This window comes from Streptomyces griseus subsp. griseus (assembly GCF_003610995.1).
Taxonomy (GTDB): domain Bacteria; phylum Actinomycetota; class Actinomycetes; order Streptomycetales; family Streptomycetaceae; genus Streptomyces.
In genome coordinates this window covers 253,988-277,001 of the sequence record NZ_CP032543.1, presented here as the reverse complement: position 1 = coordinate 277,001, position 23,014 = coordinate 253,988, and the positions used below count along the sequence as shown (strand labels likewise).

17 protein-coding genes and 1 pseudogene are annotated in these 23,014 nt (G+C 73.4%); 7 read left to right on the top strand and 11 right to left on the bottom strand.

What is annotated here, in order from left to right; all coding sequences use genetic code 11:
* Nucleotides 1-74 precede the first annotated feature (74 nt).
* The gene (locus D6270_RS01270; protein ID WP_109167180.1) at nt 75-1,511 is read right to left on the bottom strand and encodes a serine hydrolase domain-containing protein; all 1,437 of its coding nucleotides are present in this window, start codon (nt 1,509-1,511) and stop codon (nt 75-77) included.
* On the bottom strand, nt 1,508-3,874 hold the full coding sequence (locus D6270_RS01265) for a glycoside hydrolase family 3 C-terminal domain-containing protein (RefSeq protein WP_109167181.1): 2,367 nt from the start codon (nt 3,872-3,874) through the stop codon (nt 1,508-1,510). The genes D6270_RS01270 and D6270_RS01265 overlap by 4 nt, the downstream gene beginning before the upstream one ends.
* 399 nt (nt 3,875-4,273) lie before the next feature.
* Between D6270_RS01265 and D6270_RS01260 the strand changes: the two genes are divergently transcribed.
* Complete coding sequence (locus D6270_RS01260; protein ID WP_109167632.1) at nt 4,274-5,197, top strand: SGNH/GDSL hydrolase family protein; 924 nt, start codon at nt 4,274-4,276, stop codon at nt 5,195-5,197.
* Here the strand turns inward: D6270_RS01260 and D6270_RS01255 are convergent.
* Nucleotides 5,187-5,900 (bottom strand): annotated as a pseudogene (locus tag D6270_RS01255) (TetR/AcrR family transcriptional regulator); the annotation flags it as partial. The gene D6270_RS01260 and the pseudogene D6270_RS01255 overlap by 11 nt on opposite strands.
* A 235-nt stretch (nt 5,901-6,135) precedes the next feature.
* On the opposite strand from D6270_RS01255, the gene D6270_RS01250 reads away from it, so the two are divergent.
* From D6270_RS01250 to D6270_RS01235, 4 genes are read left to right on the top strand one after another with little or no spacing between them, the layout of a single operon-like run.
* Complete coding sequence (locus D6270_RS01250; RefSeq protein ID WP_151414646.1) at nt 6,136-7,662, top strand: ABC transporter substrate-binding protein; 1,527 nt, start codon at nt 6,136-6,138, stop codon at nt 7,660-7,662.
* A 45-nt stretch (nt 7,663-7,707) separates the two neighbouring features.
* The gene (locus tag D6270_RS01245; RefSeq protein ID WP_109167633.1) at nt 7,708-8,649 is read left to right on the top strand and encodes an ABC transporter permease; all 942 of its coding nucleotides are present in this window, start codon (nt 7,708-7,710) and stop codon (nt 8,647-8,649) included.
* Complete coding sequence (locus D6270_RS01240) at nt 8,646-10,469, top strand: dipeptide/oligopeptide/nickel ABC transporter permease/ATP-binding protein (RefSeq protein ID WP_225976744.1); 1,824 nt, start codon at nt 8,646-8,648, stop codon at nt 10,467-10,469. The genes D6270_RS01245 and D6270_RS01240 overlap by 4 nt, the downstream gene beginning before the upstream one ends.
* Nucleotides 10,466-11,329, top strand: a complete 864-nt coding sequence (locus tag D6270_RS01235) for an ABC transporter ATP-binding protein (protein ID WP_109167634.1) — start codon at nt 10,466-10,468, stop codon at nt 11,327-11,329. Before D6270_RS01240 ends, D6270_RS01235 begins: the two co-directional genes overlap by 4 nt.
* Nucleotides 11,330-11,338: 9 nt before the next feature.
* Here D6270_RS01235 and rho read toward each other — a convergent pair whose 3' ends face one another.
* From rho to D6270_RS01205, 6 genes are all read right to left on the bottom strand, one after another.
* Nucleotides 11,339-12,478, bottom strand: a complete 1,140-nt coding sequence (gene rho, locus D6270_RS01230) for a transcription termination factor Rho (RefSeq protein ID WP_225976743.1) — start codon at nt 12,476-12,478, stop codon at nt 11,339-11,341.
* A 346-nt stretch (nt 12,479-12,824) separates the two neighbouring features.
* Nucleotides 12,825-13,055, bottom strand: a complete 231-nt coding sequence (locus D6270_RS01225) for a phosphopantetheine-binding protein (RefSeq protein WP_204117239.1) — start codon at nt 13,053-13,055, stop codon at nt 12,825-12,827.
* Nucleotides 13,056-13,060: 5 nt separating this feature from the next.
* Nucleotides 13,061-13,693 carry an isochorismatase family protein gene (locus D6270_RS01220; RefSeq protein WP_109167637.1) on the bottom strand — a complete coding sequence of 211 codons (633 nt, stop codon included), beginning with the start codon at nt 13,691-13,693 and terminating at the stop codon, nt 13,061-13,063.
* A 49-nt stretch (nt 13,694-13,742) separates the two neighbouring features.
* A complete protein-coding gene (locus D6270_RS01215; RefSeq protein WP_109167638.1) occupies nt 13,743-15,374 on the bottom strand; it encodes a (2,3-dihydroxybenzoyl)adenylate synthase in 1,632 nt (543 codons plus the stop codon).
* The gene (dhbC, locus tag D6270_RS01210; RefSeq protein WP_109167639.1) at nt 15,371-16,576 is read right to left on the bottom strand and encodes an isochorismate synthase DhbC; all 1,206 of its coding nucleotides are present in this window, start codon (nt 16,574-16,576) and stop codon (nt 15,371-15,373) included. The genes D6270_RS01215 and dhbC overlap by 4 nt, the downstream gene beginning before the upstream one ends.
* 91 nt (nt 16,577-16,667) lie before the next feature.
* Nucleotides 16,668-17,498, bottom strand: a complete 831-nt coding sequence (locus D6270_RS01205) for a 2,3-dihydro-2,3-dihydroxybenzoate dehydrogenase (protein ID WP_109167640.1) — start codon at nt 17,496-17,498, stop codon at nt 16,668-16,670.
* A gap of 101 nt (nt 17,499-17,599) precedes the next feature.
* On the opposite strand from D6270_RS01205, the gene fhuB reads away from it, so the two are divergent.
* Nucleotides 17,600-19,957 (top strand): Fe(3+)-hydroxamate ABC transporter permease FhuB, encoded by a 2,358-nt coding sequence (gene fhuB / locus D6270_RS01200; RefSeq protein ID WP_109167641.1) that lies wholly within the window; start codon nt 17,600-17,602, stop codon nt 19,955-19,957.
* 73 nt (nt 19,958-20,030) lie between these two features.
* Nucleotides 20,031-21,248 (top strand): enterochelin esterase, encoded by a 1,218-nt coding sequence (gene fes, locus D6270_RS01195; protein ID WP_151414645.1) that lies wholly within the window; start codon nt 20,031-20,033, stop codon nt 21,246-21,248.
* Nucleotides 21,249-21,351: 103 nt separating this feature from the next.
* On the opposite strand, the gene D6270_RS01190 is transcribed toward fes, so the two are convergent.
* Together D6270_RS01190 and D6270_RS01185 are read right to left on the bottom strand one after the other, a co-directional pair.
* Nucleotides 21,352-22,812, bottom strand: coding sequence for a DHA2 family efflux MFS transporter permease subunit (locus D6270_RS01190; protein WP_109167643.1), 1,461 nt, complete (start codon nt 22,810-22,812; stop codon nt 21,352-21,354).
* Nucleotides 22,809-23,012: an MbtH family protein gene (locus D6270_RS01185; RefSeq protein WP_109167644.1), complete on the bottom strand. Its 204-nt coding sequence runs from the start codon at nt 23,010-23,012 to the stop codon at nt 22,809-22,811. The genes D6270_RS01190 and D6270_RS01185 overlap by 4 nt, the downstream gene beginning before the upstream one ends.
* Nucleotides 23,013-23,014: the final 2 nt, after the last annotated feature.

The following is a 23,014-nucleotide window of genomic DNA, read 5'->3' as shown; positions in this document are numbered from 1 at the left end:
GACGGCTTCTCGGCCTCCCCGCCCGCCGCCGCGCCTTCGCCGGCCACCGGGGAGCGCTCCCGGTGGTCCGGGCCTCAGCCGCCGCCGAGCCCCGCCGCCTTGCCTATCGCCTCGCTCCACGGCATCCACCGGGGATCGGGTCCCGCCGACGGCTCCCACGCCATCGTGGTGCACACGTAGCCGACCGCGAGCCCGCTCTCCGGGTGGGCCATCCCCAGCCTGCCACCCGCCCCCGCATGCCCGAACGACCCCTCGCCCAGCAACGGTGCACCGGGCCGGGGGAGTTCGAAGCCCAGCCCGAAACGTGAGCGGTCGGGTCCGTCGAGCCGGTGCAGAACTCCGGGCTGCGGCAGATGGTCGGTACAGGGGGTCCTCGCCCGGTCCACCGTGGCCGCCGACAGCAGCCGCACGCCGTCCACGGGGCCGACGAGCGCCGCGTACAGCCGGGCGAGGGAACGGGCGTCACCGATGCCGCCCGCCGCCGGGAACTCCGCCGCCCGGCCCCGGCGGGTGCCGAAGGAGGCGGTGGCGCGGGCGAGTTCGGCGGACGAGGCCCGCAGCGAGGTGGCGAGCCGGTCGCCGGGGGCGAGACCTGCCCGCTCCACCGCCCGCGCCACCTGCCCGGGCGTCGGGTCGGGCCGCACCGCCCGCTGCGGTACGAAGCGGTGCTCCTCCCGCTCCGGCAGGCCGATCCACAGGTCCAGTCCCAGGGGCCCGGCGACCTCGCGGGCGAAGAACCGGCCGACGCTCTCGCCGGACACCCGGCGAACGACCTCGCCGACCAGATCGCCGTAGGTGAGCGCGTGGTAGAGGAACGCCTTCCCCGGGTCCCATACCGGAGACATCGCCGCCAGGGCCCGCACCCGGGCCGCCGGCTCCAGCAGAGGTGCTTCCGGGAGGCCCGCCGGGTCGTCGGCGTACGCCGGGAGCCCGGCACGGTGGGCCAGCAGGTCCGCGACCGTGGTCTGTGCCTTTCCGGCGGCGGCGAACTCCGGCCAGTGGCGGGCGACGGGGTCGTCCGGATCCAGGACGCCCCGCTCGATCAGCAGATGCGCGCAGACGGCCACCAGGGCCTTGGAGACCGACATGAGGACACCCACGGAACCGGCCCGGAACGCCCCGCCTCCGGGCCCGGCCCCGTGCTCGTTCCGGTACCCGGTTTCGGCGTCGCCTCCGGCCCCCGCCTCGGTCCTGCGGGCGTGCTCGGCCCGGGTCCCGTGAACGCCGCCGGCCGCCCCAGCCCCGTCCGTACCGCTCGCGTCGGCCGTACCGCGCGCTCTGTCCGTGCCGCCCGCGCCGTCCGCACCACGCGCCCCGTCCGGCGCGGCGCCGTACCCGAACCGGCCCGTGCCCGGCGTCCAGAGGTCCACGACCGTCCGGCCCCCGTGGCGGACGGCCAGTTGCGCGCCGCCCGGGTCCTCCGCCTGGCCGCGCGCGAAGGCGTCCTGGACGCCTTCCCAGCCCGGCCGCACGATTTCCGTGACCACCGGGGCCGGACGGCGTCCGCTCATGCCCGCGGCTCGTCCGTGCCGGGTGCGCCGGGCGTGTCAGCCGCACCGGGCGAGGCGGCGGCCGCCACCAGAGCGGCCACGCCCTCGGGGCCCACCGGACTCTGCGGGAAGTCGGCGATCACCTCCAGCGGCATCCCGGCGAGGAACCGCCACAGCACCGGGTTCTCCAGCGCGCTCGGCCCCGCCTCGGCTCCTGCTGCGGCCCGGCCCTCGGCGAACCCCTTCATCAGCAACGGGCCGCCGACGGGGTGTTCCAGCCACTCGGCGAGGGAGTTGCGGCCGGTGAGCACGAGCCGCGAGGGGTCTCCCGCCACGGTGACCTCGGCGCTGAGCCGGAGGTCGCGCGACGACGCGCCCGCCGCGATGACGTAGTCACCGCCCTCGACCCGCCATCCGCCTTCCCGCTCGCTGTAGTACGCGAGGTCTTCCCGGGAGACGCGGACGACCACCTCGCGGCTCTCGCCCGGAGCGAGCGTCACCGAGGCGAAGCCGCGCAGCTCCCTCGGCGGACGCGCCACGGACGACCCGACGGGGCCGCCGCTGTACACCTGGACGGTCTCACGCCCGGTGCGCGACCCGGTGTTGGCGACGGTGACCGCGACCGAGAAACGGCTGCCGTCCTCCTCCGGCGTGACCCGCAGCCCGCTGTACGTGAACGTCGTGTACGACAGCCCGTGGCCGAAGGGGAACGCCACCTCGCGGTCGGCCGCGTCGTACCCCCGGTAGCCGACGAAGACGCCCTCGCCGTACCGGACATGCCCCTCCTCGCCGGGGAAGGAGAGGTGGCTCGGCGCGTGCTCCAGTCGCAGCGGTACGGTCTCTGCCAGCTTGCCGGACGGGTTGACGTCGCCGAACAGGACCCGGGCCAGCGCCCCGCCGCCCGCCTGGCCGAGCAGCCAGCCCTCGACGAGTGCGGGGACCGTGCGGTGCCAGGGGTCGGTGCGGACCACTCCGCCGTTGGAGAGGACGACGACGGTACGCGGGTTGGCGGCCACGACGGCTTCCAGGAGGCGCAGTTGGTCCTCCGGCAGGTCGATGTGGTCCCGGTCGAACCCCTCGGACTCGTCCTGCGCGGAGAGGCCGAGGAAGAGCAGCACGGTGTCGGACCCGGCGGCGAGCCGGACCGCCTCCTCCGTGAGCGCGTCCTCGTCGGCCGGGGTCTGCGCGGTGCCGGTGCCCGCGAGGGCGTACCCGGGGGCGAACGCGACCCGTGCCCCCTCGGCGCGGTCGCGCAAGGCGTCGAGAGGGACGTCCAGCCGGGTGGGGGTGACCTGCGAGCTGCCGGCCCCCTGGTAGCGGGGGGTGCGGGCCGGCTCACCGATGACGGCGACGCTTCCCGCGTCCGGGCTCAGCGGCAGCAGCCCGTCCTCGTTCTTGAGCAGGACCACGCACCGCTCCGCCGCCTCCCCGGCGAGGCGGTGGTGGTCGTCCACGGACATCCGCGGCTCGGGGCGCCCGTCGCCGGCCGTGGCGCGCCGGGCGAAGCGGACCAGGCGCTCCACGGCGGTGTCCAGCACCGACTCGTCCAGGGAGCCGTCCCGCACGGCGGCCACGACCTCGGCGTCGGTGCGCCCCCGGGTGCCGGGCATCTGGAGGTCCAGACCCGCGCGGAGGGCGGCGACCCGGTCGCGTACGGTACCCCAGTCGGACATCACGATGCCGTCGAAGCCCCACTCGGTGCGCAGGATGTCGGTCAGCAGCCGGGTGTTCTCCGAGAGGGTCACGCCGTTGACGCCGTTGTAGGCGGACATCACGGACCAGGGGCGGTCGCGGCGGACGATACGTTCGAAGGCGCGGAGGTAGATCTCGCGCAGCGGGCGCTCGTCGATGTCGGCGCTGACCCGCATCCGGTCGGTCTCCTGGTTGTTGGCCGCGTAGTGCTTGAGTGCCGCGCCCACACCGGACTCCTGGAGCCCGCGCACCATGGCCCCGCCCAGCTCTGCGGTGAGCAGCGGGTCCTCGGAGAAGTACTCGAAGTTGCGCCCGCAGAGCGGCGAGCGCTTGATGTTGATGCCCGGCCCCAGCAGCACCCGGACGCCGTGCGCGGTCGCCTCGTCCGCGAGCGCTGCGGCGACGCGATGGGCGAGCTCCGGGTCCCAGCTGCTGCCGAGTGCCACGGCGGGCGGGTAGCAGGTGGCGGGGGCGGCGCTGTGCAGATCGAGCTGTCCTCCGTCGCCCGCCTCCTTCGGCAGACGCAGTCCGTGCGGCCCGTCGGAGAGGGTGACGGCCGGAACGCCGGCCCGGTCCACGGCCGAGGTGACGAAGTCCCCGCCGCCGCTGGTCAGAGATGCCTTTTCGGCCAGGGTCAGAGGCGTGGCCGAGGCGTCTGCCGCCGGGGCCGAAGCGGTCTGGTCGGTCGTCATACGGCGCACCTGTCGGTTCGAGTGGGGGAGTGGATGTGGGTTGGGGCGGCGGGGGAGCGGCCGGTGGCCGGCGTCAGGGCCCGCCTCGGGCGGCTCCGGGAGGGGCGCAAGGCCGCCATCGTGCAAAAACCGTAAGTTGATCGGTTTTGGGTGTCAAGGGTCCGCGTCGCCCGCTCCCGCGCCTCGTCTCCGGGGGTGTCGACAGTGACGGAACGGTGCCGCGCGCACCCTTGACGGCTGGAAACCGTTCATCGTACGGTTTTCGCTCTCCGGTCCGTCCGGTCTCCGAGCGACCCTCGTCCGACCCCGCGTCAGCCGGTGCCCACCGCCCCGCACCAGCGTCCGCCTCCGCTTCCACCTTCCGACGGTGCCTCCGCGCCGAAGAGACGAGGAATGGCCATGCACCCTGCCGACAGGCACCCCGCCCCCGCCGCTCACCGCCGCCGTACGGCCGTCACCACCCTGGCCGTCACCGCCGCCACGGCCCTCCTGGCCACGGCCGGGGCCCCGGCCACCGCCGCCCCGGCCGCGCGGACGTCCGACCGCGCCGCGCAGGACGCCCCGGTCCACTACGTGGCGCTCGGTGACTCCTTCAGCTCGGGGCCCGGCATCCCCGAGCAGACGGACGCCGCCTGCGGCCGCTCCTCGCGCAACTACCCGGCCCTGGTGGCCGCCGCCCTCCCGCTGGCGTCGTTCGCCGATGCCACCTGCGCGGGCGCCGACACCCGTCACATGACCGCCGCGCAGGGATCGGCACCGCCCCAGCTGGACGCCCTGCGGCCCGACACGACCCTGGTCACCCTCGGCATCGGCGGCAACGACCTCGACCTCCCCGGAGTCCTCACCCGCTGCGTCCTGCTCGGCAAGCTCGCCCCGCTGGGCGCACCGTGCAAGCGGAGCTACACCCTGCTCGGCACCGACGAGATCGGCGCCCGCATCGGCGCCACCGCGCCGAAGGTGGCCGCCGTCCTCGCCGCGATCCAGGCTCGCTCGCCGCAGGCCCGCGTCCTGGTGGTGGGGTATCCGGCGATCGTCCCCGACGACGGCACCTCCTGCCGACCGGTCGTTCCCTTCGCCGACGGGGACTTCGCCTGGTTCCGGGACAAGCAGAAGCAGCTCAACACGATGCTCGCGCAGCAGGCGGCCGGGCGGGGCGGGACCTATGTCGACGCCTACGCGCCCTCGGTCGGGCACGACGCGTGCAAGCCGCAGGGCGTGCGCTGGATCGAGCCCGAGGAGACCGCGGAGGCGGCCGGGTTCCACCCCAACGCCGCCGGACACCGGAGCACGGCCGATGCGGCCCTCGCGACCCTCAACGGCTGACGCCGCCGGCCTCCGCGCCGTCTCCGGCCTCCACGCTTACGCCGTCTCCGGCCTCCATGTCCGCTACGTCTCCGGCCTCCGCTCCGTCCGTGGCCTCCGTGCCGTCTGCGGGCAGCAGCTCCAGGCGGTCCAGGAAGTCCCGTACGAGCGCCTCCATCGGTACGGCCTCCGGCTCCAGCAGCCACTGCGTCTGCAAGCCGTCCATCAGCGCCAGCAGCTGACCGGCCACCACGCCCGGGTCCGCGGCGTCACCCGCGCCTGCGGCCTGCTGGAGATCGGCCACGATGCCGGTCAGCTCGGTGCGCAGATACCGGTAGCGCCGGGCGAAGTAGGCGTGCGCGGGGTGGTCCGGATCGGTCGCCTCGGCCGACACCTTCGCGTAGAGGGCGACCAGGCCCGGCGTCCGGCTGTTGCGCGCCACCAGCTCCAGCAGCAGCCGCAGCCGGCGGGCCGGTTCCGGCGCTGGCGAACCCGGCCGCAGCAGGCCGGGGAAGAGTTCGCGGGCGTCGATCAGGTCGCGCCGCTCCAGGACTTCCAGGAGCAGGCGGTCCTTGCCCGGGAAGTGGTGCAGCAGCCCGGCATGGGTGAGTCCCGCGTGGGCGGCGATGTCGCGCAGCGAGACCGCGTTGAAACCGGAACGCGAGAACAACTCGGCCGCCGCGTCGAGGATGCGGGCGCGGGTGCGCTCCCCCTTCGACGGCCGGGCCCCCTCGGCCCCGGCCCGTACGGGACGCGCCCGGCCCCTGTGCTCATCGCGGCGGCCCCCTGCGCTCGTCGGACACGGCGTCGCCGCCCGTTACCCCTGATTCCACCCCACAGAACTTACCAGCTGGTTAATTTCCCGCCCAAAAACCTACCAAGTGGTTAATTCCGCAGGTAGGCTCACCGCCACTCCACCCCGGGACGTCCTTCCCGGGCTCTCCAGACGGAGCGAACCCATGAGCAGAACCACCCGAAACGCGGCCCTGGCCGGTTGCCTGGCGGCCGTCCTCACCCTCGCCGGCTGCGCGGACAGCGGCCCGCAGGGCAGCGCCGGAGCGCAGCTGAACCTCGCCACGCTGACCTCCCCGCAGAGCCTCGACCCCTCCCAGGCGGTCGGCAGCGCCCTGCCCTTCTTCCAGGCCGTCTACGACACCCTGGTCAAGCGCGAGGCCGGCGGCGAATTCAGCCCGATGCTCGCCACCGAGTGGACGTACGACGGCACCAGGACCGCCCTCACCCTCACCCTGCGTGATGACGTGAAGTTCGCCGACGGCACCGCCTTCGACGGCGCCGCCGTCAAGGCCAACCTGGAGCGCTTCAAGAAGGGCGGCGGCGCGGCGGCCAAGTGGCTCAAGGACCTCAGGTCCGTCGAGGTCACCGACGCCACGCACGTCACGCTGAAGCTCGCCCAGCCCGACCCCGCGATGCTCTTCTACCTGAGCGACGCCGCCGGGCTGATGGCCAACCCCGCGGCCTTCGCCAAGGGCGACGCCCTCAAGACGACCCCGGACGGCACCGGCCCGTACCGCCTGGCCAAGGCGAAGACGACCATCGGCACCAAGTGGGTCTACGAGCGCAACGCCGACTACTGGGGCGAGGAACTCCCGTACAAGGAGCTGGCGATCAGCTTCTTCGACAACGAGACGGCGATCGTCAACGGCCTGCGGACCGGCCAGGTGAACGCCGCGCTGCTCCAGAACGCCGACCAGCAGATCAGCATCGAGTCCGACCCCCGGGTGAAGACGACGGAGCAGGAGTTCGACTTCCAGGGCCTGCTGCTCTTCGACCGGGGTGGCGCCATCACTCCGGCGCTCAAGGACGCCCGCGTGCGCCAGGCGCTCAACCTCGCGGTCGACCGGAAGACCATGCTCGCCACCATCCGGCAGAACCGCGGCGCCGCCACCGGCCAGGTCTTCGGCCCGGACACCGCGGGCTACGACAAGGCGCTGGACACGTACTACGCCCACGACCCGGCCAAGGCCAAGTCCCTGCTGAAGTCCGCCGGGTACGCCAAGGGGTTCACCCTCAAGCTGCCCCGGATGAGCGCGATCGTCAACGACGCCCTCGCCTCCTCCCTCTCCACCGACCTCAAGGCCGTCGGCATCACGCTGAAGTGGGAGGAGCTGGACGGCTCCACCGCGCTCCGCAAGATCTTCACCGACCGCGCCTACCCCGGCATGGTCATGAACATGGGCCAGGCCGCCGACGACTGGATCGTCGTCAACGAACTGGTCACCCCGGGCACGTTCAACATGTTCGGCACCACCGACGCGACGGTCGGCAAGCTCCTGCCGCAGATCCAGAGCGGCGGCGAGAAGCAGAAGGAAGCCGCCCGGCAGCTGAACCGGCACCTGGTCGAGGAGGGCTGGTTCGTGCCCTTCTACCGGATGACGTACCTGCACGTCTCCGACGGCACGGTGCAGATCACCCCGCAGTCCGGCATGGCCGTCCCGTCGATCTACAACTACGCCCCCGCCGGCTGAGACCACGACGGCCTCTCCTGAAGCGCCCGACAGATACCGAGTGCCATGCTGAACTTCATCGCCCGCAGGATCGCGGCGGGAGCCCTGCTCCTCCTCGTCATCTCCTTCCTCTCCTACCTGCTGCTGTCCATCCCGGACACCGACGTCGGCCGTACGCTGCTCGGCCAGGGCGCCGACCAGGCCGCCGTCGACGCGAAGAACGCCGCGCTCGGTCTCGACCGGCCGGTCCTCGCGCAGTACACCGACTGGCTCACCCACGCGGTCCGCGGTGACCTCGGCACCTCCTGGTTCACCAGCGAGGACGTCACCACCGCGGTCATCGCCCGGCTCCCGGTCACCGCGAGCCTGATGGTGGGGGTGACCCTGGTCGCCACCCTCGTGTCGTTCCTGCTCGGCGTCTGGGCCGGGGTGCGGCGCGGCGCCGCCGACCGCTTCGTCCAGGTGCTGGGCGTGATCGGGTACGCGCTCCCCGGCTTCCTGGTGACCCTGGTGATCGTGCTGGTCTTCGCGGTCAACCTCAACTGGTTCCCGGCCATCGGCTACACCGCGTTCTCCGTGTCGCCGTCCGGCTGGCTCTCCACCATCACGCTGCCCGTCCTCGCGCTGTCGGTCGCCTCGGTGGCCGGCGTCTCCCAGCAGGTCCGGGGCGCGGTCATCGACGTCCTGCGCCAGGACTACATCCGCACGCTGCGCGCCCGCGGGCTGCCCACCTCGCGGATCGTCCTCCGGCACGTCCTGCGCAACGCCTCCGCGCCCGCGCTGTCGGTGCTCGGCATGCAGTTCGTCGGCCTGCTGGGCGGTGCGGTCATCGTGGAGCAGATCTTCGGGCTCCCCGGCATCGGCAGCATGACCGTCACCTACACCACCCGCGGCGACATCCCCGTGATCATGGCCCTGGTCATGCTCACGGTCATCGGAGTCGTCCTGATCAACCTCCTGGTCGATGTCATGATCGGCTGGCTCAACCCGAAGGCGAGGGTCGCATGAGCGACAACCTCCCGGCCGACCCGGCGCCCCCGCCCCGCCCGGCACCCGACTCCGCGCCCGCCTCCGACACCCGGGCCGCCGTGCGCGGCGGACTGCCGCGGCGCCTCCTGCGCAATCCGCTCGGCGCCGCCTCCGCCGGAGTCCTGCTGCTCCTGTTCGTCGCGGTGCTCCTGGCGCCGCTCATCGCCCCGCAGGCCCCCGACGCCTCCGCGCTGGGCGCCGCGTTCGAGGGGCCGAGCGCGGCGCACCCGCTCGGTATGGACTCGGCGGGCCGCGACATCCTCTCCCGCCTCCTGTACGGCGGCCGCAACACCCTCGGCGGTGCGCTGATCGCCCTGGGAGTCGCCCTCGCCCTCGGCGTGCCCACCGGGCTGTACGCCGGGTACCGCGCCGGCTGGTTCGACTCGGCGGCCAACTGGGCCGTCAACCTCGTCATGGCCCTCCCCGCCATGGTGGTCCTGCTCGCCTCCCGCGCCATCCTCGGCCCCAACGTCTGGGTCCTGATGATCGTGCTGGGCGTGCTCGCCGCCCCCAGCTTCTTCCGCCTGGTGCGCGGCATCGTCGCCAACGTCCGCAAGGAGCTGTACGTGGACGCCGCCAAGGTGTCCGGACTCTCCGACGCCCGCATCGTCGGACGCCACATCCTCATCGTCGTACGCGGCCCCGTCATCATCCAGGTCGCCCTGGTCGCCGGGATCGCCATCGGCCTCCAGGCCGGACTGGAGTTCCTCGGTGTCGGCAGCGGCTCCTCGGCCACCTGGGGCGCGATGCTCAACGAGGCGTTCCAGAACATCCAGCGGGCCCCGCTCCTCATGCTCTGGCCCGGACTCGCCCTCGGCATCACCAACGGTGCCCTGGTCCTCCTCGCCGGCGCCCTGCGCGACGCGCTGGAGGAGCGCGGCGGACCGCCGGCCGGCGGTCGCTCCCCGCGACGGGCACGCCCCGCACCGGCCTTCGAGGCCCCGGCGGAGTCAGGACCGCGCAGCCCGCTGCTCTCGGTGCGCGGCCTCACCGTGGTCTACGACCGGCCCGACGGCCCGCCCAAGCAGGTCGTGCACGGCGTGGACCTCGACGTGGCACCCGGCGAGATCGTCGGCCTGGTCGGTGAGTCGGGGTCCGGCAAGTCGCAGACGGCGTTCTCGGTCCTCGGCATCCTGCCGGAGGGCGGCAGGATCGGGTCGGGCAGCATCACCGTCAACGGGCGGGAGACCGTCGGCCTGCCGGAGCGCGAGCACCGCACCCTGCGGGGCGGAACGGTCGCGTACGTCCCCCAGGAGCCGATGAGCAATCTCGACCCGGCCTTCACCATCGGCAGCCAGCTCACGGAGCCGATGCGCCACGTCCTCGGCATCACCCGCAAGGAGGCCGAGACCCGCGCGCTGGACCTGCTGCGGCTGGTGGAGATCCCGTCGCCCGAGCGGACGATGCGGCTGTACCCGCACGAGATCTCCGGCGGCATGGCCCAACGCGTCCTGATCGCCGGGGCGATGTCCTGCGACCCGGAACTCCTCATCGCGGACGAGCCCACCACCGCACTCGACGTCGTGGTCCAGGCGGAGGTCCTGGAGCTGCTGCGCCGCCTCCAGCGGGACCGCGGACTCGGGGTCCTCCTGGTCACCCACAACCTCGGTGTCGTCGCGGACCTCTGCGACCGGGTGGCGGTGATGAGCGCCGGCCGGATCGTGGAGACCGGCAGCGCCGAACAGGTCGTCCACGCGCCCGGCGACCCCTACACCCGGTCCCTGCTCGACGCGGTCCTGGACGACGCGCCGCCACGGGAGCCGTGGCAGCCACGAGAGGCGAGGAGCACCACCGTATGACCAGCGATGCCACCGGCGGGCACGGCGGGGAGTTCCCGGACGCCCTGCTCTCCCTCCGCGACCTGAGGGTCTCCTACCCCGGCAAGGGCCGCCGCGCACCGCGCGCCCAGATCCTCAAGGGGGTGAGCCTCGACATCCGTCCCGGGGAGACCCTCGGCCTGGTCGGCGAGTCCGGCTCGGGCAAGACGACGATCGGCCGGGCGGTGCTCGGCCTCGCCCCCGTGGAGTCGGGCACCATCACCTTCGCGGGCAGCCGCATCGAGCGGGCCGGGCGGGCGCGCCGACGGGCCCTGGCCCGCGACCTCCAGGTCGTGTTCCAGGACCCGTACACCTCGCTCAACCCCTCCCGTACGGTCGGCGACACGCTCGGCGAGCCCCTGCTCGGCCAGGGCACCGGGACCAAGGAGGCACGGGCCCGGATCGCGGAACTGCTGGAGCGGGTACGCCTGCCCGCCGACGCCGCCGACCGGCTGCCCCGGGAGTTCTCCGGCGGTCAGCGCCAACGGGTCGCCATCGCCCGCGCCCTGGCCCTGCGGCCCCGGCTGGTCATCTGCGACGAACCGGTCTCCGCACTGGACCTGACCACCCAGCGGACGGTCCTCGAACTCCTCCTGGAGATCCAGGAGGAGACCCGGGTCGCCTACCTGTTCGTCACCCACGACCTGGGGGTCGTCCGGTTCATGAGCCACCGGGTGGCGGTCATCCAGGCCGGCGAACTGGTCGAGACCGGTGACGCGGGCCAGGTCACCTCGGAACCCCGCCACCCCTACACCCGGGCCCTGATGCTCGCCGCACCGGTCGCCGACGTACGGGAGCAGCGGCGGCGCAGGGAGGCGGCGGAGCTGACGGCGCGGAGCTGAGCGGCATCCTCAGGCGCCCGGCACGGTGGGCTGCACCTGGCGGAGGAACGTGGCGTTGTCCGGGGTACGGCGGACCTTGTCCAGCAGCGCCTCCAGGGCGCCCTGACCGTCCCGGGCGTGCAGGGCGCGGCGCAGCGCCCGTACGGTGGCCAGCTCGGCTGGGCCTGTCAGCAGCTCCTCGCGGCGGGTGCCGGAGCGGGCGATGTCGACGGCCGGGAAGACCCGCCGGTCCGCGAGCGAGCGGTCCAGCCGCAGCTCCATGTTTCCGGTCCCCTTCAGCTCCTCGAAGAAGAACTCGTCGGCGCGGGAGCCCGTCTCGACGAGGGCCGTCGCCAGGATGGTGAGCGAGCCGCCCTCCTCGGCGGAGCGCGCCGCCCCGAACAGCTTCTTGGGGCCGGCCAGGGCCGCCGCGTCCACACCGCCGCTCAGGGTCCGGCCGCCCGGTCCGGCAGCGTTGTTGTGGGCGCGGCACAGCCGGGTCAGGGAGTCCAGCAGGAGCACCACGTGCTGCCCCTGTTCGACCAGGCGCTTGGCGCGCTCCACGGCCAGCTCGGCGAGGGCGATGTGCTCCTTGGCGGGTCGGTCGAAGGTGGACGCGTACACCTCACCGCGCACCGAGCGCCGCATGTCGGTGACCTCCTCGGGCCGTTCGTCCAGGAGGACCACCATCAGGTGGCACTCGGGGTGGTTGGTGGCGACGGCGGCGGCGAACTGCTGGAGCAGGACCGTCTTCCCGGTCTTCGGCGGTGCGACGAGCAGGCCGCGCTGGCCCTTGCCGACGGGGGAGACCAGATCGACGATCCGGGGTGCCGGGCCGCCCTTCTCCGTCTCCAGTCGCAGCCGCTCGGTGGGGTGGACCGGGGTGAGGTCGCGGAAGTGGGCGCGGCCGGCCAGGGAGTTCGGCGCGAGACCGTTGACGCGGTCGACGGTGGCGAGGACGCGCGGCCGTTCGCAGCTCCCCTCGACGGCGTCGCCCTTGCGCACGCCGTACCGGCGGATCAGTGCGGGTGGCACCTGGATGTCACCGGGTGAGGGGTGGCCCCCCTGGACGCGGAGGAGGCCGTGGCCGCCCGCGCTGGTGTCGAGGAGCCCGGCGGCCCGGACGGGGCGCGGCTCACGGATGGCGGGGCGTTCGAGTGTGGTGGTCATGGGAGGGTCCTTTCGCGGACATGGCGCATCAGGGACCGGCGTACGGAGGGGCGGCATCGTCACACCCGCACCGGGGCACGGAAGCCCGGCAGCCGGAAGGAGAGACAGCGAGAACGCTGGGAGAGAAGCTGGATCGCCGGTCGGAAAGGACGGGCGCGACAGCGATGGAGAGAGACTCAGCACCGGTGCCCGACGAGGGGGCATCCACGTGTGCTCATCGCACTGTAGCACGGTCCATCGGAAAACGGGTCGAGGGTGGTGCGGACCCGGTACTGCCGGGTCCGCACCACCCTCCGAGGAACTGCCGAAAGAGCTGCTGGAGGAGCTGTCTACCGCCGCCGTCCGTTCAGCCGGTCACCCCGAGCAGCGGCGCCCAGGACTCAAGGGCCGGCTTCTCGGCGAGGTCGGCGAAGGCCACCTCGATCCCGTGGTCGCGGCGCCAGGCCGCCGCCAGGGACATCAGGCGCACGGAGTCGAGTCCGTAGTCGACGAGGTTCTCGTCGAGGGGGATCTCCTCCGGCTCCTCGCCGAGGATGTCGGCGACATCGGCACGCAGCTGTCCGAGCGTCAGGGCCACCGTGGTCACTTCCCTTCGAAGACGGTTCGGGCGGTGGTGACGACGGCGCACCTGCCGGCCGCCCAGCGCAGCGCCATCGCGTGGTCGTCGGCCGAGAAGTCCGCCACCGCGTCGGCCACCACGAACGCCTGGATGTCCTGCATCCAGGCGTCGCACGCGGTCATCAGGACACCGATGTGGGCGTAGACGCCGGTGAGGACGATCTGGTCGCGGCCCTGTTCGCGCAGCCGCTCCAGAAGATCGGTGCGGACGAAACCGCTGTACTTCCACTTGGTGATGACGGTGTCGCCGTCGTCGGGCGCCACCTCGTCCGCGATGGCCGCCGCGTGCTCGTCGGCGGGCAGGCCGGGGCCCCAGAAGTCCTGCTGGAGCCCGCGCTCCGCGGCGCTCTGGCCACCGGGCTGCGCGGTGTAGAGGACCGGAACGCCCAGGCGCGCCGCCTCCTTCTTCAACTCAGCCACATGCGCGAGGAGTTCGGGCACGGGCGCGGCCTGCCGGTCGTACGCCGACAGGAAGTGGTTCTGCAGGTCGTGGACGAGGAGCACGGCGCGCGCCGGGTCGACGGTCCAGTCGACCCGGTTGGCGGGCAGCTCACCGGCGGCCGGCATGGGATAGGGGGTGATGGCGGGCAGATCCATGGTGGAGAGGGTTTCCGTTCGAGAGGTGCGGTGACGTGCGGAGGGGACGTCAGGGAGCGGGGACGGCGGTCCGGGCGGCCGCGTTGCGCAGGTCCTTCTTGGAGACCTTGCCGACCCCGGTCTGCGGGAACGCGTCCACGAACTCGACCCGGTCCGGCACCTTGTAGGCGGCCAGGCCCCGTTCGCGTACGAAGCGTTTGACCGCCACGGCCTTCAACGGACCGGCGCCCGGGCGCAGGATCACATACGCGCAGACGCGCTCACCCAGATACGGGTCGGGCTCGGCCACCACGTTGGCGTCGTGCACGGCCGGGTGGGCGAGGATGTGGTTCTCCACCTCCTCGGCGGCGACCTTCTCACCGCCCCGGTTGATCTGGTCCTTGGCGCGCCCCTCCACGACGATGTGCCCGCTCTCCGTGAGCCGCACGACATCGCCGGTGCGGTAGAAGCCGTCCTCGGTGAAGGAACGGGCGTTGTGCTCGGGCGCGTTCCAGTAGCCGCGGATCGTGTACGGGCCCCGGGTCAGCAGGTGGCCCGTCCCGCCCGGCGCCACCTCGCGGTCCTCGTCGTCGACGACCAGGATCTCGTCGTCCGGGGAGATGGGCCGGCCCTGCGTGGTGACGATGGTCTCCACCGGGTCCTCCAGCCGTGTGTAGTTGACCAGCCCCTCCGCCATCCCGAAGACCTGCTGGAGCGTGCAGCCGAGCGCGGGACGCACCCTGCGTGCCGCCTCCTCGCTGAACTTGGCCCCGCCCACGAGCAGCACGTCCAGGCTGCTGAGGTCGTGCGCGGAGCCGGGCGCGGCCTCGGTCCACAGCAGCGCCAGTGGCGGCACCAGCCCGGTGATGGTCACGCCCTCGCGTTCGATCAGCGGGAAGGCCACCTCGGGCGAGGGCTGCGGGCACAGCACCACGCGCCCACCGGCGTACAGCGTGCCGAGCGAACCGGGGGAGGAGAGCGGGAAGTTGTGGGCGGCGGGCAGCGCGACCAGGTAGACGCTGTTCTCGTCGACCCCGCAGATCTCGTTGGAGCCCCACAGCGAGTAGATGTAGTCGTCGTGGGTGCGCGGGATCAGTTTCGGTACGCCGGTGCTGCCGCCGGAGAGCTGGAGGAAGGCCAGGTCGTCGGGGCGCGGCCCGCCGTGACCGACCGGCTCCTCGGCCACCTCGGCCAGCGCCTCGAACGCGCCCGGGTCGCCCTGGGCGACGAACACATGCTTCAGCGCAGGCACCTGGGCACGCGTCTTCGCCGCCAGCTCCCGGTAGTCGTAGCCGCCGTGCTCGGCCGCGACGATGTAGGCGACCGCCCCGGTGAACTCGCAGAAGTAGGTGATCTCACTCTCGCGGTGGGCGGGCAGCGCGAAGACGGGCAGCGCGCCGATCCGGAACAGTGCGAAGATCACCTCGAAGAACTCGGCGGTGTTGGGGAGTTGGACCACCACGCGGTCGCTCTTGCCGATGCCCCGGGCGAGGAACCCCGCCGCCAGCCGGTCTGCGCGCCGGTCCAGATCGGCGTAGCTCCACCGGCTCCCGGCCACCGGGTCGACGATCGCGATCCGGTCCGGGTGCGCCTCCGCGCGCTGCCGCAGCATCTCGCCGAAGGTCTCCCCGCGCCACCAGCCGGCCGCCCGGTACCTCTCGGCGAACTCGGCGGGCCAGGTCGGCGCCGCTCGCGTACTCACAGCTCGGCCCCCACGGCGCTGAGGAAGGTGCGGAACTTGGCACCGGTCTCGGCGGTCTCCGCCTCGGGCTCGGAGGCGGCGACGATGCCCGCCCCGGCGTAGAGGCGCAGCGTGCGCTCCTCGGCCTCGGCGCAGCGGATCGTGACGACCCACTCCCCGTCGCCGTCGGCGTTCCCCCAGCCGACGACACCGGTGAAGAAGCCGCGGTCGAACGGCTCGGTATCCGCGATGACCTGACGTGCCGTCAGTGTCGGTGTCCCGCACACGGCGGGCGTCGGGTGCAGCGCCATCGCCAGGTCCAGCGCCGAGGTGTTGGCGGAGGTGAGGGTGCCGGTGACCGTGGTCGACAGGTGCCACATGGTGGCGGTACGGATCAGTGTCGGCCGGGCCGGGACGGTCATCCCGGTGCAGTGCGGGGCGAGCGCCTGGTGGACGGCGTCCACGACGACGGCGTGCTCGTGGAGGTCCTTGACGGACTCCAGCAGCGTCGCGGCGCGGCGGACGTCCTCGGCGAGGTCGTCGCTGCGCGGGGTCGACCCGGCGAGCGGGTTGGCGACGACCCGGTTGCCGTGGCGGGAGACGAGCAGCTCGGGGCTGGCACCGATCAGGGTGCTCGCGGGGCCGGTCGGCAGCGCGAAGGTGTAGCCGGAGGGGTCGCGGCGGGCGAGGCGCTGGAGCATCGCGGGCAGGTCCAGCGGGACCCCGGAGGTGAGCTCCAGGGTGCGGGCCAGCACCACCTTGCTGAACTCGCCGCGCCACATGCGGGCCACGGCGGCGGCGACGCCCTCCCCGTACACCTCGGGCGCGGGCACCGGCCGGATCTGCCAGTCCGCGGTGGCCGAAGGGCCGGCGGGCAGGGCGATGAGCGGATCGGAGGCGAGCGGCGGGGCGGTGCGCACCGCCGTCGGCACGTGCAGGGCGGCCGGTGCCGTGTGGTCGAACGGGACGGCGCCGATCACCACGGGCGATTCCTGTCCGGCGGTGACGGCCTCGGACAGGGTGGCGGCCACTCGCTCGGTCAAGGGTCTTCCGTCGTGCGGGACGTGGCGTCCCGCTCCGCGTGCGAGCAGGGTACGCCCGGGCGTGGCGAGGAAGTGGTCGCCCGGTGTGTAGGCGTCCAGGAGCGAGGTGGCCGCTCCTACGGCGGGGTGGGCCGGATCGGCCGGGGGGACGTGCGTGGCGACCTGGGATGCCGTCGACACGGGGACTCCATTCTCGATGGTCCCGTCAGCGGGTGCGGGGGCTGGCTGGGAAAGGTGAAGGGGTGCGGAGGGAACGTGCGGGGTCCGCCGGTCAGCGCAGGGTCGCGCCGCCGTCGACGTACAGTTCCTGGAGCGTGATGTGGCGCGCGCGGTCCGAGGCGAGGAACGCCACCGCGTCGGCGATGTCGGCGGGTTGGGCGATCCGGCCGAGCGGAATGCCGGTGCGGTACGTCGACGGGTCGCCGTCGATCACCCGTGCCTCGGCGCCCGGGCCGGTCCACAGCGCGCGCTGCATGGCGGTGTCGGTGGAGCCGGGGGCGACGACGTTGCAGCGAACGCCGCTGCGGGCGAGTTCGAGGCCCAGGCACTTGGTGAACATCGCGGCGGCCGCCTTGGAGGCGGCGTAGGCGGCCATGCCGGTGCGCGGGATCCCGGCCGCGTTGGAGCCGACGGTGACGATGCAGCCGGTCTTCCGGGCCGCCATCAGAGGGGCGACGGCCTGGGAGACCTGGAAGACGCCGGTGGTGTTCACCGCGAAGGTGTCCGCCCAGTCCTGCGCGGAGAGCGTGGTCGCCGGGCCGGTGCGCAGAATGCCCGCGACGTTCACCAGGATGTCCACCGGGCCCAGTTCGCGTTCGACGCGGGCGACGGTGTTCTCCACCGCGACCCGGTCGGTGACGTCCATCACCAACTGTTCCAGACGGCCCGCCGATCGCTCGCCCGTCGGCAGTTTCTCCTGCCGTCGGGGCCAGTCGGCGGCCAGTGCCTCGATGCTGTGGCCGGCGCGGTCGGTGGCGGCCACCCGGGCGCCGAGGTCGGCCAGCAGTTCGGCGACAGCGGCCCCGATGCCGTGACCGGCACCCGTCACCAGGGCCGTGCGGCCCTCGAACTCGCCACGTCCGTCCGGTATGTGCTCAGCCATGAACAACCTCCCCCTGCAGGTTAGGTAAGGATAACCTAAGTTCATTCGATCACCCGGGAGGGTGTCGAGTCGTCGATACTTAATTAGGTTAGCCTCACCTTATGCAAATGCCGCGCACGGGGACCTCGGCCTCGGCCCCCGAACATGACGCCCCTACCGCCCAGTTGGACGGAGGGGAGAGCGAAGCGAGGGCCGGGACGCCGCCCGCCACAGCGGAGGAACCCGCTCCGGCAGCCGGCTCCGGACCTAAGCGCGTACCCGGTACGGAGATATCCGCGGGTACGGAGGCGGCCTCGCGCGCACCCTCGGCCGACGGCCGCACCGTGGCGCTCGCCGTCGCCGGTCTCACCGTCGCGGTCCTGCTGCTCAGCGGCCTCTCCCTCGCCATCGGCGCGGGCGAGGTCGGCGCCGGCGGGGTGCTGGACTATCTGCTCAACCGGGACGGGGCCCGCGACAACGCCCGGCTCGCCCTCGTCGTCGGCGACCTGCGCCTCCCGCGCACCCTCACCGCACTGCTCGTCGGCGCCGCCCTCGGTGTGGCCGGGTGCCTGCTCCAGGCGGTCACCCGCAACCCGCTCGCCGAGACCGGCCTGCTCGGCGTCAACGCGGGTGCGTCCCTGGGCGTCGTCGCGGGTATCGCGCTCCTCGGCTTCGATTCCGGTTACGCCTACCTGGTCTGCGCGTTCGTCGGCGCCGTGGTCGCCAGCGGCCTGGTCCTCCTCATCTCCGGACGGCGCGGCGGCGGCTCTCCCATGCGGCTGGTGCTCGCCGGTGCGGCGCTCGGCGCCACCTTCGGCGGGCTCACCAGCGTCATCGTCGTCAACTCCGCCGAGACCTACGACCGATTCCGCTTCTGGGTGCTCGGCTCCCTCGCCGGAGTCGAAGGGTTCGGCGAACTCGGCCGCCTGGCCCCCGTCCTCGCCATCGGCTTCCTCGTCGCCCTGCTGGTGGCACGCCCGCTCTCCGCCCTCGCGCTCGGCGACGACCTGGCCCGCAGCCTCGGCCACCGGCCGCCCGTCATCCGTACGGTGGTCGCCGCCGGCGTCACCCTCCTCACCGCTTCCGCCGTCGCGCTCGCCGGGCCGATCTCCTTCCTCGGCCTCCTCGCCGGGTTCCTCGCCCGCGCCATCGCGGGCACCCGGCTGGCCGCCCGCCTGCTGCTCGCCGGTCTCATCGGCGCCTGCGTCCTGGCGGCCTCGGACGTCGCCGCCCGCGTGGTCTCCCGGCCCTTCAAGGCCCCCGTCTCCGTGATCGTCGCCCTCATCGGCGCCCCCGTGCTCATCGCCATCGTCCGCTCCAAGCAACTCGCCTCGATGGGTATGACGGAACCGGCCACCGAGGAGCGCGCCCCGGACCGCCCCCGCCGCTTCAAGCTCGCCCTGCCCCGTCCGAAGGGCCTTGTCCCCAGGGCCGTACGCGTCCGTCCGCCGGACACCCTCGTCGTCCGCCGGGGCCCGCTCTCCCTGCTGGTCGCCCGGCGCGCGGCTCTCGCCGCCCTCGCCCTCGCCGCTGCCCTCCTGCTCGCCGTCGTCCTCTCCGCCTACGCGGGCCAGAGCGACATGAGCGTCGCCCGCACCTTCCGCGCGGTCCTCGGCCAGGGCGACCGCTTCGACGTCCTGCTCGTCCAGAACTTCCGCCTCGGGCGCATCGTCGCCGGGCTCACGGCGGGCGCCGCCCTCGGCCTCGCGGGCTGCCTCACCCAGACCCTGGCCCGCAACCGCCTCGCCACCCCCGAACTCCTCGGTGTCAACGACGGGGCCACCGCCGCCGTCCTGCTCTCCGTCAGCCTCAGCGCCACCGGAACGTTCGGCGCCTGGTGGGCCGGGCCGATCGGTGCCCTGGCCGCGGTCATCGTCGTCACCACCGTCTCCGGCGGGCTCGGCCGGCGCGGCTACCGCGTCCTCGTCGTCGGCCTCGCCATGTCCGCCCTGGCCTCCGCGATCACGCAGGTCGTCCTCTCCCGCCGCTCCCTCAGCTCCGCGAGCTCGCTGTACGTGTGGACCTCCGGCAGCCTCAACGGGCGCAGCTACTCCGTCGCCGTCCCCGTACTCATCGGCCTCGCCGTCCTCGTCCCCATCAGCCTCGCCGTCGCCCGCCATCTGGGCGTCCTGCGCTTCGACGACGCCACCGCCTCCTCCCTCGGCTCCGCCCCCGGCCGGGTCCGCGCCCTCGCCCTGCTGCTCGCCGTCGGCCTCGCGGGCCTCGCGGTCGGCATCTGCGGACCGGTCGGCTTCGTGGCGCTCGCCTCACCCGTCATCGCCTCCCGGCTCGCCGGCCCCCTGCGGGTCCCGCTCGTCGGATCGATGCTCACCGGCGCCGTCCTCGTCGTCGCCGCCGACACCCTCGGCCGGATCGTCTTCGACGGCGTCGAACTCCCCGTCGGCATCGTCACCACCGTCCTCGGCGGCCCGTTCCTGCTCTGGGTCCTCCTCGGCCGCTCCGCCGCCACCCGCGTCTGAAAGGCGGCCCGAGCATGACCTGCCCACCCGCCGCGACCCGCCCGCCCCTCCCGCACGACCTACCCGAACCGAGGTGCCCACCGTGCGAAGCCCCCTGCTGCGCAAGCTCCTTGAGGACGTACGGGCGGGCAAGCCCGACGCCGAAGATGCCTTCTGGGGCTACGTCTGCGAAACCGGCGCCCCCCTCGTCGAATCCGACCCCGAGGGCGACCCCGGCCACCGGCTGGTCACCTTCGTCCGCCGCGAGGACCCCGCCCGCCCCGCCACCCACGTCCTGGCCCTGGTCCACACGGTCACCGACAAGGACCGGCACGCCGGGGACCTCGCCCCGCACCTGATGGAGCGGATCGAGGGCACCGGGGTCTGGGCCATCAGCCACCGGCTCCGCGCCGACCACCGCGCCTCGTACCAGTTCCACGCCACCAGCGGCACCCGCGAGGACGCCCTGCGCGCCGACCGCCCCGCCTGGCTCCGGGTCCTCGACCACGCCGAGCCCGACCCGCTCAACGCCGGGGCCCCGCTGCCCTCCCGTGACGGCCGCAACCCCGCTTCCGTACTCGAACTCCCCGCAGCCCCCGACCAGTCGCGCACCCGGCGCCGCGACGGCGGCGTGGCCCGGGGCGAGAGCCTCGACACCGAGGTGGACGGCCGCCGGATCACCGTCCACCTCCCGCCGGAACACCGCCGGGGCGACGGCCCGTACGCGCTCGCCGTGCTCCTCGACGGCGAGATGTGGGGACCGGTCCTCGGCGTCGGCGACACCCTCGACAACCTGCACGCCGACGGCGAACTCCCGCCCACCGTCGCCGTCCTGGTCGACACCATGGGCCGCCGCATGCAGGACCTGGCGTGCAGCGCCCCCTTCGTCGACTGGCTCGCCGACACCCTGCTGCCCTGGACCGAGCGGGAGTACGGGGCCGGGGCGGACGCGGCCCGTACCGTTGTCGCCGGCCAGAGCGCGGGCGGCCTCACCGCCGCCTTCGCCGCCTTCCGCCGCCCCGACCGCTTCGGCCTCGCGCTCTCCCAGTCCGGCTCCTTCTGGTGGCCCGACGACGACCGCGAGGGCGAGTGGCTCACCGGCCAGTACGCCCGGGCGGAGCGCAGGCCGGTCACCCTCCATCTGGAGGTCGGCCGGCAGGAGTGGATGCTGCTGGCGGAGAACCGCCGCTTCCGCAACATCCTGCGGGCCCGTGGCTACGACGTGCGCTACCGGGAGTTCAACGGTGGCCATGACTACGCCTGTTGGCGCGGTGGCCTCGCGGACGGCCTGGCGGGTCTGCTCGGTCCGTAGCGCATACCGGTCCCCTGGAACAGCGAAGGGGCGGGGCGGCATCCGGAGGGATGCCGCCCCGCCCCTTCGCTGCGACCGCTCAGCCCCTGAGAGCCTCGGGCTCTCAGCCCTTGACGGCCGCAGCCTCGTCCGCCGCCAGGCCCTCACCCGGCGGCGGCGCGTCCTCGTCCTCGAACGGCGGCGGCTGCGGGGCCTCGCGCGGCAGCCGCAGCGCGATGAGCGCCCCGGCGGCGACGAGCCCCGCCGTCACCCACACCGCCGTCCGGTACGGGCCCGGGGCGGCGGCCTCCGTCACGTGGCCGTCCCCGATCACCGCCGCACAGACGGCGATACCCAGCGCGCCGCCGAGGGTGCGGACGATCTGGAACAGGCCCATCGCCTGGCCCATGTCGGCGGGCCCGATCGACTCGAACCCGGAGATCTGCACGGTCAGCACCGCCGTGCCGAGCACCAGACCGATCAGGAACATCAGCCCGCGCACGCTCCACGCGTTCTCCGCCACGCCCGGGATCGCGAGTGTCGCGAAGACCGCCGCCGCGACCAGCAGCGCCGGCACGGTCAGCAGCCGGGGGCCGAGCCGGGGCAGCAGCCGGTCCACCACCTGAGAGGCCAGCATCAGCCCCACGGCCTCCGGGAAGACGCTCAGCCCGGCGTCGAGCGCCGAGGCGCCCAGGCTCGCCTGGTAGAGCAGCGGGAAGACGAACAGCACGCCCATCAGCCCGGCCGCCGTGACCCCGGCCAGCGCGGACGCCGACCCGTAGACCCGGTCGGCGAGCAGCCGCAGCTTCAACAACGGTGTCTTCGCTCGCACGTGATGCAGAACGGCCGCCACGAGCAGGGCCGAGCCCAGGGCCGCGCTGACGGCGACGGCGGGCCGGGTCCACCCCTGGGACGGGCCGAAGCCGAGCGCGTACGTCAGCAGTCCCAGCGCCGGAGTGGCCAGCCAGAAGCCGACGGTGTCGAACGTCCCCTCGGAGCCCTCGACATGCTCCCGCAGACCGAGGACGCCCAGCGCCACCGCCGCCGCACCGATCGGTACATTCACGAAGAACAGCCAGTGCCAGGAGAGGTGTTCGGTCAGCAGCCCGCCCAGCGGCGGACCGAGCGCGGGCATCAGGGCCGTCGGTACGATCAGCACCTTGGCCAGCTTCATCCGCTCATGCGGTGGGAACGCCCGGAACAGCAGCGTCATCCCGACCGGCGTCAACAGCCCGCCGGCCAGGCCCTGTACGGCCCTGGCCGCGACGAGCGTGTTGAGGTCCGGTGCCAGGCCGCAGACCGCCGAGGCGAGAGTGAACGCCGTGAGCACGCCGAGGAACACCCGCTTCGTCCCGAACCGGTCACCCAGCCACCCCGCCACCGGCAGCCCCACCGCGAGTGCGACCAGGAAGGCCGTCTCCACGGTGTTGGCAGCGGACAGGGGGCGGCCGAAGTCGCCCGCGATGGTGTAGAGCGCCGGGTTCACGATCGTCGAGTCCAGGCCGTTCATACACATCGCGGCCGTGTAGACGAGGACGACGGCGACCCGGGGACGTATCCGGGGCCGGATCAGCAGCCCGCTCACCGCGCGGTGGCGGCGACGGGGCCGTCCCAGTGCGCGCTGATCCAGTCCAGCGCCTCCCGGCGGGTGCAGGGACCGTGAGCCGTCGACCAGCCTTCGGGCACCGCCGCGAAGAGCGGCCACAGCGAGTGCTGTCCCTCGTCGTTGGTCAGGACGAGGAACTCCCCGTCCGCATCGAAGGGGTTGGCGGGTGCGTCACTCATCG

Excerpts from the sequence above, each read along its gene's own strand:
- D6270_RS01205 (WP_109167640.1), bottom strand. The coding sequence starts at position 17,498 with ATGGCTGAGCACATACCGGACGGACGTGGCGAGTTCGAGGGCCGCACG.
- D6270_RS01260 (WP_109167632.1), top strand. The coding sequence starts at position 4,274 with ATGCACCCTGCCGACAGGCACCCCGCCCCCGCCGCTCACCGCCGCCGT.
- D6270_RS01265 (WP_109167181.1), bottom strand. The coding sequence starts at position 3,874 with ATGACGACCGACCAGACCGCTTCGGCCCCGGCGGCAGACGCCTCGGCC.
- D6270_RS01185 (WP_109167644.1), bottom strand. The coding sequence starts at position 23,012 with ATGAGTGACGCACCCGCCAACCCCTTCGATGCGGACGGGGAGTTCCTC.
- D6270_RS01250 (WP_151414646.1), top strand. The coding sequence starts at position 6,136 with ATGAGCAGAACCACCCGAAACGCGGCCCTGGCCGGTTGCCTGGCGGCC.
- D6270_RS01245 (WP_109167633.1), top strand. The coding sequence starts at position 7,708 with ATGCTGAACTTCATCGCCCGCAGGATCGCGGCGGGAGCCCTGCTCCTC.
- D6270_RS01235 (WP_109167634.1), top strand. The coding sequence starts at position 10,466 with ATGACCAGCGATGCCACCGGCGGGCACGGCGGGGAGTTCCCGGACGCC.
- D6270_RS01240 (WP_225976744.1), top strand. The coding sequence starts at position 8,646 with ATGAGCGACAACCTCCCGGCCGACCCGGCGCCCCCGCCCCGCCCGGCA.
- fhuB (WP_109167641.1), top strand. The coding sequence starts at position 17,600 with ATGCAAATGCCGCGCACGGGGACCTCGGCCTCGGCCCCCGAACATGAC.
- rho (WP_225976743.1), bottom strand. The coding sequence starts at position 12,478 with ATGACCACCACACTCGAACGCCCCGCCATCCGTGAGCCGCGCCCCGTC.
- D6270_RS01220 (WP_109167637.1), bottom strand. The coding sequence starts at position 13,693 with ATGGATCTGCCCGCCATCACCCCCTATCCCATGCCGGCCGCCGGTGAG.
- D6270_RS01270 (WP_109167180.1), bottom strand. The coding sequence starts at position 1,511 with ATGAGCGGACGCCGTCCGGCCCCGGTGGTCACGGAAATCGTGCGGCCG.